This is a genomic window from Acinetobacter sp. ANC 4973 (assembly GCF_002135275.1).
In the GTDB taxonomy this organism is placed as follows: Bacteria; Pseudomonadota; Gammaproteobacteria; order Pseudomonadales; family Moraxellaceae; genus Acinetobacter; species Acinetobacter kyonggiensis.
The window spans coordinates 129,980-142,145 of sequence record NZ_NEGM01000008.1 but is presented as its reverse complement, the minus strand read 5'-3'; the positions used below and the strand labels follow the sequence as shown (position 1 = coordinate 142,145).

The following is a 12,166-nucleotide window of genomic DNA, read 5'->3' as shown; positions in this document are numbered from 1 at the left end:
ATGCTGAAGTGTTTGATCCAGAAACACACCGTTCTGTAGGTAAAGATACAGGGTTAACTAACCATGTTGAGCGCTTTAATGCCACACTGAGAAATCGCTTAGGACGTTTTACACGAAAAACTTTGAGCTTTTCAAAGAAGAAAGAGAATCACGAGGCTGTCTTACATCTATTTTTGTTGAAATATAATCAGGATATGAAAAATAGGTGGATAACACGTTAAATTTAAACACTACCAAATATTTTATGCTCTTTGCTGAGTATGTATAAAAATACGACATATAATTAAAAAATAAGCAATAAAAAATCCCCAACAGAATGTCGGGAATTTTTTATAAAATTTAGTTCTAAAAATCTGTATTAAGATATATTAAATTAAATAGAATTCGGGTTATCTATATAATTTTGAAAATTTTCCCGCTTAAGGTACTTTGAAAAAACATTTCGAAACTTGGCCGAATATCTTCACCATCAATGGTGATATGTTTTACATTAGAAGAAGATTGCGTATTAGCAAAATGCTTATCAACTGTTGCTTGAATAGCGTGTTTAACGCCAAATTGATCTTTCACACTGATACTTTGTTTAAGCATTAATATACCTTTAATAATATTGTAGTAGAGAAAATATATAAATTTAAATATTTGATATATATAATTATTATTTAAATAATTTTATGCTTTAACTTAAACAGTTGGTGTAAAGAAGTATAAAATGTACGACCATCTAAATTTAAATCAACCACAATGCCTGACTGAAGAAGAACTCTTTTTCCTACTTCAATTTTTTTTAAACCTTGACGTGTATTTTGCATTTTATTTAGGGGAATTAAGGATACTATAATTTCAGTACCATTTTTAGATTTTGCAATTAAATCATTTATTTTTAACAACTTATATCCTATTTTTGGAGACTCTTCCGATCTGGAAAACAACTTTAAAATTAAATTTTGGATTATAAAAAAAGCACTGATTAGTGCTTTTTTATTACTGCTTATTATTACTTAGATAGCAACAATATTTACAGCATTTGGTCCTTTTTGACCTTGAGCTACACTGAATTCAACCATTTGGCCTTCAAGTAAGGTTTTAAAACCTGAACTAGCGATTTCGCTAAAATGAGCAAAAACATCTGGACCTGATTCTTGTTGAATAAAACCAAAACCTTTAGTTTCGTTGAACCACTTTACAGTACCTTTAACAACATTTGAGTTTGACATAATATATCCTACTGATTTTTTAATAATTTTTAGTCAAATTATTGACTGATTATAACTTTGAAAATAATAAAGAATGAGACTTAAAATCTGAAAAAACGAAGGATTATGACTAAAACTGCGATACTTAAAGAAGATTTACCGAAACAAGACTTTTTTCTAGTTAAGTTAACTATACACTAAAAACAAAATTAATCAAGTTTTCTTATATATATATTTATTTTTCTTATAAAAACGTCAGATTTATTAAAAAATTTAGTTATTTCAATGGTTTTTCTTTTCATTGTAATTGTAACAAAATAAGGTTAATCTGTTGACTTAGTAAGTTTGACAAGTACTGAATGCGATTGTATAGCTTTGTAATAATAATATTGGCGTTTTTAATTTCGGGAATGATGGTTGTTTCCCATATGCAAAGAGCTTATGTAACCTTCTCAATTTAACCTTATTGTTTACCACTAAATCCAAGAAAAAACCGCCTAATGAGCGGTTTTTATATATTAGTTAGTCATACTAATAAAAAAAATATCTTGAATAAGTACAAAAACTATTCGTTACCTCTAAGTACTTTTGCAAATTTTTTGATCTTTTCTATTGTCGCATCCACACCTTGCTTAAAAAAAGTTTCAACCAGTGCTGAGCCAATAACAACCATATCTACTTTATTTGCTAAGGTTTTAACATGGCTTTCATTTTTGATCCCAAAGCCAATTGCAATAGGGATATTAAAGATTGGTTTTATTTCAGCAATCTTTTTTTCAAGATTGGGCAGATTTAAATTTCCTCCGGTTAGGCCATTTTCTGCAACATGATATAAAAAACCTGTAGCACTCTCTGATATTTTTTCTAATCTATCAAGTGGAGTCGTTGGAGCTGTCATAGCAATTAAGTGCATATTTTTTGCATTTAATATCAATTTAAAATTATCTTGATATTCATGTGGCACATCTAAAATAAGGATGCCATCAATAAGGTTTTCTGTTTCAAATACAAGTTTTTCGAAATCGTATTGCATAATTGGATTTAAATAGGTCATGAATACAATAGGTGTTTTATTATCATTTAACCTTATTTTTTTGACCAGTTCGATAGTTTTACTCACAGTTTGGCCAGCACTTAAAGCTCGGATATGAGCGGCCTGAATGATTTCCCCATCAGCAACAGGATCAGAAAATGGAATGCCAATTTCAATAATATCTGCTCCAGCTTGGCCTAATTGACTAAATAAATTACAGCTTTCTGAGAAGTCAGGATCTCCAGCAGTAAAATAACACACGAGACCGCTTCGCTTTTCCTGTTTTAATTCCTTTAATTTTTGGTCTAAACGGTTCATTCTGTTACTCCTGAGAGATATTTTTTGACTGTATTTAAATCTTTGTCACCTCTCCCACTTAAATTGACAATAATGGTCTGTTCAGGCCGCATTTCTTTGGCCAATTTAATTGCATATGCGATAGCATGAGCACTTTCCAGTGCAGGTATAATTCCCTCCTGTTGACTTAAAATCTGAAATGCATTGACTGCATCCTCATCATTTACAGCAACATAAGTAACGCGCCCTGTTTCAAACAGGATGCCATGCTCAGGACCAACCCCAGGATAATCTAATCCTGCCGATATAGAATGTCCGTCTAGAATCTGTCCATCTGAATCTTGTAATAAGTAAGTCAAATTACCATGTAGGACGCCAACTCTACCTTTTGAAATAGATGCAGCGTGCTCACCGCTGTTTGTTCCTTTTCCACCAGCTTCAACCCCAAACATTTTGATATTCGTATCTTGTAAAAATGGGTGCATTAAACCCAATGCGTTGGATCCACCACCCACACAGGCAACTAAAGCATCAGGTAGTTTATTTTCTTTCAACAGTATTTGATTTTTAGCTTCTATGCCAATAATTTTCTGGAACTCTCTCACTATGGTCGGATAGGGATGAGGACCTGCACCCGTTCCTAATAGATAATAGGTCGTATCTACATTACTGATCCAGTCACGTAATGCCTCATTCATAGCATCTTTTAGGGTTCCACGACCTTTCTTAACGCTTTTAACTTCAGCTCCTAGTAATTTCATTCGATCAACATTCATTTGCTGACGATGAACATCCGTTTCACCCATGTAAATGGTGCATTTAAGCTTAAAGAGAGCACATACTGTTGCTGTTGCAACACCATGTTGTCCAGCACCTGTTTCCGCAATAATTCTGGTTTTACCCATTAATTTAGCCAACAAGATTTGTCCAACACAATTATTAATCTTATGGGCACCTGTATGGTTCAAATCTTCTCTTTTAAGATATATTTTGGCTCCCCCCGCATACATTGTGAGATTTTTTGCATAAAACAGAGGGCTAGGTCGACCCACAAAATCTGTTAAAATTTGTCGGTATTCAGTCCAAAACTCGGCTTTATTCCGAATAATATTAAATTCTCGCTCTAGGTCTTGAAGCGCAGGCATAAGACTTTCTGGCATGTAGCATCCGCCAAATTTACCAAAAAACCCTGATTTATCAGGACCATTACCTGTATACAGTGTTGTCATTTTATATCACTTGAAGAATCAAAATTTTCTTCATCTTAAAAGATTTCCATTTTTTATATAATTGATATATTTTTAGATCATGATGTTAGAAAAATTCACACCATGAAAGGTAGAAAGTTACCCCCATTAAATGCTTTGAAAGCATTTGAAGCGGTGGCTAGAAATAGAAGTTTCAGCTTAGCTGCAGAAGAACTATGCGTAACCCATAGTGCTGTTAGCCATCAAATAAAACAGTTGGAAGAATGGCTTGATAAAAAATTGTTTATTCGACATTCCTCAACTATCTCTTTAACCAGAGATGCAGAAGAATTATTCCGCCTTTGTACTCACTTTTTTAACGATCTGGAAAAATGTGTCTTTGAGTTAACAAATAAAGCCTCTGAAGTTGAAATTGTTATTGGAGCATCTCATAGTTTTATGGCTAATTGGCTCATTCCACGATTAGAAAAACTCGAAATAATCTATCCGAATATCCATGTTAAATTAATGACATGCAATGATTTAAAGTTACTAGAAAAAGAAAAAATTGATATTTTTATCAATAGTTTGAATCTAGATCAAACGCTTCCAGAATCTCTAGATAAATACATTTTATTTCCTGATAACATGGGACCTATTTGTAATCGTAAAACATATAATCTAGACACAATAAATGATGTTTTGAATTATCCACTACTTCATACCAATTCAAATAAAAATGCATGGAATATATGGTTGGATAGATCAAGGCTTCATTCTGCGCATAAATCAAGTGAACGTTATTTTGATAGTCTAAATTTAATGATAGAGGCAGCTGTTTCCGGATTAGGTATTGCAATAGCACCTCAAATTTTAGTAGAAAAAGAAATATTGAATGGAAGGATCATAGCTCCTTTTGGCTTTATATATTGCGACTATAACTTTTATGCGGTAGTAAGAAAAAATAGTGCTAACAGTGAGGTTATGAATATTGTTAATTGGTTACAGTGTGATGCCAAAACAACTTCTTAGATAATCTGAATCTCAGATAAAAAATTGACTTGAAAAAGGGGGCTAAAAACCATTAGGGTGTCACTACACAGCTATGCTCAGCTACCATGTTCCTAGCGCCATATATGGCTCATACATACTTCTTATGCATGATTGATGGGTTTTTTCAAAAATTCGGCAACCTATTGGCGATTTTTGAAACAAAACAAAAAGCATTTGAGAATGCAGCCTTCTCAATTGAAAATTTCGGAAATCGTGTTCATCTCTATTTAGTATAAATTTTCATATTTCAATAGAAACCTTATTGAACTTCTTTAGAAGAAATATAATCTGGTAAAGCTGTAAAGCTTGCACTCTTACTGACTCTTTAGCGAGGATCTATGCTTCTTTATGCGTCTATCAGCTTTGTCACCCAAATAAGCCAATGATTCAAGTTAGTGAAGTATTCACTTAAGCAGGATTCAAATTGATTAGTGAAATCATTAATTATTTTTGTTTTATTCATATATTTTCACAAAAAATTCACTATTAAATAACTATTATTATAAATGAAATTTGATATATCAAATAGATTGTTAAATCAATCTTAGCTGAATTAATTACGGCAATACTTACTACATTTAATGTAGTAAGTATTTATTTAAAAAATTTATTAATTTAAAGATAATACCTTTAATTGTTGTATATTTTTAACGATTAATGATAAGTTTTTAACTTTAATGTTTTCTAAAATATAAATGGATGAATCAGTGACTATAGAATTCGTGGCTAAATCTAAATTACCGACAGCTTTTGGCGATTTTGAAATCATAGCATTTCAAGATTTAAGTACTGGTGAAGAACATGTTGCCCTTTCTAAAGGACTAGATACTATTCTAATGAAACCAATATTAGTCAGAATACATTCTGAATGCTTAACTGGCGATGCCTTTAGTTCATTAAAATGTGATTGTGGTCCACAATTACATTCCGCAATGAAAATGATTAGTGATGAAGGTCAAGGAGTGATTTTATACTTACGTCAAGAAGGTCGTGGTATAGGTTTGACTAATAAGATTCGTGCATATGCACTCCAAGATCAAGGACATGATACTGTTGATGCAAATTTGCTTTTAAATTTACCAGCAGATGCTCGTCACTATGATATGTGTATTATTATGCTTGATTATTTAAAAGTTAAAGAAGTAAGGCTAATTACTAATAACCCTCTTAAAGTTAATTCATTGAAACATTTTGGTATTAATGTAGTTGATCGTGTCTCTATAACAGTAGGTTTAAATATTTTTAATAAAGACTATTTACAAACAAAACAGGAGCGTATGTCACATATGTATGAAGAAATTGACTTTAAGTAGATTAAAATTTCATTAGTATTTTCAATTATACATAACACACATTATGCGAAGTATGGATATTAAAGCTCAAGTAGAAACATCCACTTTTAGAACAATAATACTCTTAATTTTTATATTAACTATTTAACCATAATAGCGAATAAGCAACACCATTTAAAATCATTAATTTCTCTGACTATTTTTATCAAATTAGAATATTTTTGACTCTAAAACAGTTTTTATGCTTAAAAAAATAGCACCCCTTAAGCAAGATTCTGCTTATTTAGCAATTAAATCTATTAATTGCTAAACAATATAAATTTCAAATTAGACTATTGTTTAAATTTTATCTTATTAAATAACTATCTAGTGACATATATATCAGTTTTAAGTCAGTTATAGGTGCCGGTCGCGCATAAAAATAACCTTGAAGAAGATCACAATTTTGTTGATAGAGTAAACTAGCTTGATCTAATGTTTCGACGCCTTCTGCGACCACTTCTAAATTAAGCTGATGTGCCAGATGGATAATCGACTGAACAATAGCTGCATCTTGATCATTTATAGTAAGGTTTTCAATAAAACTACGGTCTAATTTGATTTGATTAATAGGTAAACGGCGTAAGTAGCTGAGACTCGAATAACCGGTTCCAAAATCGTCTATTGCGACTTGTACACCTAAAGCGCGTACCGATTCCAAAATTTTTATTGCTCTATCGGTTCCATTAATAATTACTCCTTCCGTAATTTCAATTTTGAGTAATTTAGCAGGTAAATCACTGACTTCAAGTACATATTTAAGCCCTTCTAGAAAGCCCGTTCTGCAAAACTGTAAAGGAGAGATATTAACCGAAACGGTAAGATCGCTATTATGTTTCCTATTCCATTCAGAAATATCTGTACATGCTTTTTCTAATACCCATTGACCAATGACTACAATTTGTCCTGTTCTTTCTGCTAAAGGGATAAAAACATCGGGGAAAATATAGCCCCGCTGTGGATGATACCAGCGAATAAGGGCTTCCACCCCCTTAACCTTTCCAGTTAATGGCTGAATCAGCGGTTGATAAAATAGATTGAACTGTTTCTCTTTCACTGCTTCCATAAGTTCAAGGCGAAGATTAGCATAGTCTCTTTTTTGGACAACCTTGTTATTACTTTCTTCATACCAGCTCCAAGTATTGCGACCCTGTCTTTTGGCCTCCTGCATAGCTAGAACAGACTGATACAAAAGTTCTGAAGAGTGCTGTATGGAATTGTTATTTGTTACGATGCCAATACTGGCACTCAAATGTATAGTGTGACCCTCGATTTGAAAAATTTGTGAAATAAGATCAAGAATCTTTTCAGCGGTTGCGATTACTTTCTTTGGGTCATGTGGATCTGCCATCAATACTACAAACTCATCTTCGGCATAGCGGCTGAGAAAATCATCTGGGTTTAAAAATTCTTGAAGACGGCTTCCAACGTTCTTGATAATTTTATCACCAATTACATAGCCTAAACTGTCATTCATTGATCTAAAGTCATCAAGGTCTATGTAAAACAAGACTAAAGGTTGTGGATTGCGCTGTTGTTTTTCAAAAGCATCTTCTAAAAAATTTTCAAAAATTATTTGATTGGGTAAGCCAGTTAAATGATCATGCTTATGTAGATATTCCAAATATTCTTCATGAATACGTTGCTGGGTAATATCTTCCTGAATCCCTAGGAAATGAGTGCAATTATTATATTGATCAAAAACAGGTCCCAGCATTAAGCGACTCCAGAACCAGCTTCCATCTTTACAATAATTTTTTACAGTAACAAAAACCTCTTTTTGTTCTTCTACTGCTTGTTTGAGTAATGTAATCTGATCAAAATCTGTATCTGCACCTTGTAAAAAAGAACAGTCTCGCCCCATGACTTCTTGTTCTGTATAACCGGTTAGCTTGAGAAAAGCTGGGTTAACATAGACAATTAACATTTTTTCAGATGCATCAGTAATAAATATACCATTCGGACTCGCATCTACTCCACGTTTTAAGAGGCGTAAAGTTTCCTTATTTTTGCGGCGTAGGGTAATGTCACGTGCGATTGCAAATACACCAGTAACTTTTTGGTTTTGAATAATCGGTAAATTAGTCAGGTCAAGCCACAAGATTCCACCAGAAGCATGGTAAGCAGGAGTTTCATAGTGTTTAGCACTACCTTGTAGCGTTTCTTCAAATGCTGCATCCACTAGATCATGATATTCATCAGGTATAAATGCCTCATAATGTTTGCCTTGAATTTGTTCTTCAGAAAAACCTGTAATTTCATGACAAGCAATATTAGTATTTATTACATAGCCTTCTGTATCAAATTCAAAAATTACATCAGGATGATGAGTATAAAAAGAGCTGTATTTTTCATTGATTGCTAATTTTTGCTGGCGTTCATTATCAAGTTCAATAGCTAAAGCAACTAAGGCCGCGGCTTGCAATAAAAGATTAATATTTTGTTCAGTAGGTTCTCTTTTAATGCGATAGTAGGTTCCAAAAGTTCCGTATAAAATACCTTTTGCACTAATAATCGGTGTAGACCAACAGCTAGAAAGCTTCTCTGTCTGAATTAGTGCTCGGTAAGCTTCCCAATTGGGATCTTCCATTAAGTTAGGACTAATCACTAGCTTGTGCAGAAATGCAGCCGTGCCACAGGAACCCTGATGTGGACCAATTTTTAAATTATCAATAGCTTTGCAATACTGCTCAGAAAAGTGTTGATTGCCACTAATAAGTTTTAAAGTCTGATCCTGTTCTGAGTAAACCATAATGGTGACTAAGGCATCTGGAATATGCGATTCAAGCCATTTGGAAATCGTATTTAAAATTATTTTAAGTTCGCTATGCTGCCCAATAAGATTAAAGATATGGTAAGTGTCATAACTATTAAAATTATCCTTCATTTAGAGCGCTACCTTCCTTAACTTTTTTTACATTTTAGATTTATTTCTAACTTAATTTTTATAGGAAATCCATATTAACTACCTATCAAGACTATTTTATTAAAAAAAAGTAGAGTTTAGGAAAAATTTCACACTCTACAATACAACTATGAGTTAAGGCTTGTAATTATATCGAAGAAGTATTCATGAAAGACCTCAAATCATTCATCAGCGGTCACGTTTTGGCGATCTGGAAATAGATACCATCGTCGGCAAGAATCATCAGCAACCTTTAGTTTCGATTGTGGACAGAAAAACAGGCTATCTATGGCTAAAAAAGTGCAGTAAAGCAAATTTATGTAGGTAAGTGAACAGGTTGTGTCGTGCCTATTGATTTTTTACCGTAAATTATTAAAGATTTTTAATACTATTTAAATTTCAGTTAATTTTATTTCACTAAAAAATTTAAGTTCTCAACTTTGCTGATGGAGATGGTGACAAAACAACCCATAAAAATAAAATATAATTTTCAATGCCTTATAAAAATCAAAGGTACGAACAATTACCCTTAAAAACCCAAGGTCTGTTGAGAGTTAAGTAAATTACTATCCAACTTTTATAATCGCAAGATGGATACAGATATACTTACAGATGCCTAATAAATAAAAATGGCACTCCACTACTTAGATAAAATTACAGATTGTAGTCATAGTTGTAAAAATAATAGATTACTCCCTGAAACTGTATTATGGGTAGCCCATGGCTAGACTTATCACTTGGATTCAGCAAATGAAATACTGTCTTTAAAAGATATCGAGACTGGATGTAAGCTGCAATATTCGAGACAATTTTAGTATTAGTCAATGATCATCTTGATATGGAATACGTCATGATTGATGGAAATAACCCTCTTTAACTTCCTAAGCCTCTTTACAATTATAAAAATAGGTTATCCACCATATGTTTACCATTACAAATCACTTATTTTATTATGAAGCCCTTGATCAATAGATTGCTTATGGTAAGACTAAAGACTTCATCAACTTGATTGCTGAATTTGTCTTAGTAAAGCTTTAAGCTGTATCAAGCAATCTTGCAGAGTATGCCTCTTAAAAACCAGTCATAACAATCAATCTGTGCTTAATTGAAATCTACTATTTCTTCACATTAATAGTCTGTTTTTTTAAGCGATAATCTAAAGCTGCTCGGCTAATGCCTAAGATACGGGCGGCTTCCGAAACATTATTGTTGGCTTTTTGCATTGCAATAAAAATCAGCTGCCTTTCATGATCTTCTAGACAAAAGCCATCTTGTATCACGACATCTAAGTCCATTTTTTCAGATCTTGGTTCAACATCTTGTTTGATTTGCGGAAACAAATGATTAAGTTTAATTTCCTGCTGATGATCCGTCAGTAAGGTTGCCCGCTCTAATAAGTTTTCAAGTTCCCGAATATTGCCGGGCCATTCATAAGTCATGACAAAGTTTTTGGCTTTATCACTTAAACCTTTTAATGTCTTTCCATACATATTTTCAAAACGCGATAAGAAGTGCGTAATCAATAATGGAATATCATCACGACGTTCGCGCAATGGCGGAATAATGACAGGGAAAATGTTTAAACGATAATATAAATCGGCACGGAATTTTCCCTCTTTCACAGCTTGTTCTAAATCTTCATTGGTTGCTGCAACCAAACGTACATCAGCCTTTCGAGTTTGATGATCTCCAACCCGCTCATACTCTCCTTCTTGCAGCATGCGTAACAAGGCAGCTTGTGCACGTGGAGAAAGCTCAATCACTTCATCTAAAAAAATAGTTCCTTGATGAGCACGTTCAAATTTTCCACTTCGGGTTTGCATTGCACCTGTAAATGCACCTTTTTCGACACCAAAAAGTTCTGCTTCAATTAAATCTGGCGGAATACAGGCACAGTTTACAGCAACAAAAGGCTGGCCTTTGCGGGAACTGCCTTCATGAATCCCGCGCGCAAAAGCTTCTTTACCCACTCCAGTTTCACCTTGCAACAAGACAGTAACCTTACTGCCAGCAGCTTTTTTCAAAAGATCACAGACTTTACGATATGCAACTGATTCACCAATAGAATTAAACATGGTGTAGTCTGCTTCTACATCGGTATAGATATTTTTCTTTAACTCATTGAGTTCCGCCTGTAAGGCAATCAGTTCATCCGAGACAGGATCAGGTGACATAAATTGAATCAGTTCATCAGCATTTTCCCATTCTTTTAGGGGCTTACCAACAATTCGACAACAGTCATCACCTTTTGCCACACAATGGGTTTCTTGATAAATAATGGTTTGCCCCATGACTAAACTGCTATAACCGCAGGCATAGCCCAATAACATCCAACACGCGGACTCATCAGAAGCCCCGAACTCACTTAAATGAACTTCCGCCTCAAAAGAATTGCGCCAATTAAAATCTGCGTAAAATTGATGCTCATCGTGACTTAATTGAAGTTCATTCACCTCAACTTGCACCATCCCTCGAATACCATGCATTTGTGGTCCAGCCATAAAGGCTTCAGCTTCATTTAAATTCGGGCGTAATTTAGAAGTAACTTCTGCATCTCGCACGCCAGCCTGATAACCCAAACGGATAAAAAAACGCTTAGTCCTTTCCCAGCCCAGCATGTTATATAAATCTTTTCTTAAAAAACCCATGATGCTGGTATGCAGCAATAGCATACGGTTTTCTTCAAACCAAATTTTTCCATGCTGACTATCAAACTGAATTTTATCCAGCAAATCTTGAATATCTTTGTTCTTTTGCAAAATTTGAGTATAAAACTTCGCATCTTTGGCTTGAGGCATGACTGAATATCCATCCTTGGCTATAGGTCGATCCCCCTATCTTACTAAATTCCGACTAAAAAGCTTTACTACCTTATTATCATAACTTTATACCTCTAAAGTATTTTTAAATTAAAACTATAAAATCATATAGATATAAATCACTTGATCTGGAAAAAGTATTTTCAAATTCCCAGCCTAATCATTCACGATTTGATGAAATCAGATATTTTTATGTTCATCATTCCATGAGTTTTTATCACTCAAATAACCCCGAAAAAACAAATAAAAAATATAATAGTTTGATTAATAACAATTAATAAAAGTTGGCATGGGTTTTGATATATCTCTATCAATAAATGCAAGGTTGCATCACTGAAATGATTT

The 12,166-nt window shown here is 33.4% G+C and carries 10 protein-coding genes; 3 read left to right on the top strand and 7 right to left on the bottom strand.

The genetic code is table 11. The features are described 5' to 3' along the window. Positions 1 to 221 (top strand): IS1 family transposase (locus tag B9T30_RS16560; RefSeq protein ID WP_264754381.1); only part of this gene is annotated, 221 nt, incomplete at its 5' end. Between the two features lie 172 nt (positions 222 to 393). On the opposite strand, the gene B9T30_RS11695 is transcribed toward B9T30_RS16560, so the two are convergent. From B9T30_RS11695 to trpB, 5 genes are all read right to left on the bottom strand, one after another. After that, positions 394 to 591 (bottom strand): hypothetical protein, encoded by a 198-nt coding sequence (locus B9T30_RS11695; RefSeq protein ID WP_086185140.1) that lies wholly within the window; start codon positions 589 to 591, stop codon positions 394 to 396. Positions 592 to 662: 71 nt separating this feature from the next. Continuing rightward, positions 663 to 890, bottom strand: a complete 228-nt coding sequence (locus B9T30_RS11690) for a hypothetical protein (protein WP_086185139.1) — start codon at positions 888 to 890, stop codon at positions 663 to 665. A gap of 111 nt (positions 891 to 1,001) precedes the next feature. Next, on the bottom strand, positions 1,002 to 1,217 hold the full coding sequence (locus B9T30_RS11685; protein ID WP_004649268.1) for a cold-shock protein: 216 nt from the start codon (positions 1,215 to 1,217) through the stop codon (positions 1,002 to 1,004). A gap of 544 nt (positions 1,218 to 1,761) precedes the next feature. Continuing rightward, entirely contained in the window at positions 1,762 to 2,547 is a 786-nt protein-coding gene (gene trpA / locus B9T30_RS11680; RefSeq protein WP_086185138.1) for a tryptophan synthase subunit alpha, read from the bottom strand. Beyond that, a complete protein-coding gene (gene trpB, locus B9T30_RS11675) occupies positions 2,544 to 3,755 on the bottom strand; it encodes a tryptophan synthase subunit beta (RefSeq protein WP_086185137.1) in 1,212 nt (403 codons plus the stop codon). The genes trpA and trpB overlap by 4 nt, the downstream gene beginning before the upstream one ends. Positions 3,756 to 3,857: 102 nt before the next feature. On the opposite strand from trpB, the gene B9T30_RS11670 reads away from it, so the two are divergent. Both B9T30_RS11670 and ribA read left to right on the top strand, forming a co-directional pair. After that, the gene (locus tag B9T30_RS11670) at positions 3,858 to 4,745 is read left to right on the top strand and encodes a LysR substrate-binding domain-containing protein (RefSeq protein ID WP_086185136.1); all 888 of its coding nucleotides are present in this window, start codon (positions 3,858 to 3,860) and stop codon (positions 4,743 to 4,745) included. Positions 4,746 to 5,473: 728 nt separating this feature from the next. After that, positions 5,474 to 6,079 carry a GTP cyclohydrolase II gene (gene ribA / locus B9T30_RS11665; protein WP_171264163.1) on the top strand — a complete coding sequence of 202 codons (606 nt, stop codon included), beginning with the start codon at positions 5,474 to 5,476 and terminating at the stop codon, positions 6,077 to 6,079. A 325-nt stretch (positions 6,080 to 6,404) separates the two neighbouring features. Here the strand turns inward: ribA and B9T30_RS11660 are convergent, their stop codons facing one another. Both B9T30_RS11660 and mobR read right to left on the bottom strand, forming a co-directional pair. After that, positions 6,405 to 8,984, bottom strand: a complete 2,580-nt coding sequence (locus tag B9T30_RS11660; RefSeq protein WP_086185134.1) for a bifunctional diguanylate cyclase/phosphodiesterase — start codon at positions 8,982 to 8,984, stop codon at positions 6,405 to 6,407. Between the two features lie 1,133 nt (positions 8,985 to 10,117). Then, entirely contained in the window at positions 10,118 to 11,800 is a 1,683-nt protein-coding gene (gene mobR / locus B9T30_RS11650) for a phenol degradation transcriptional regulator MobR (RefSeq protein WP_086185133.1), read from the bottom strand. Positions 11,801 to 12,166: the final 366 nt, after the last annotated feature.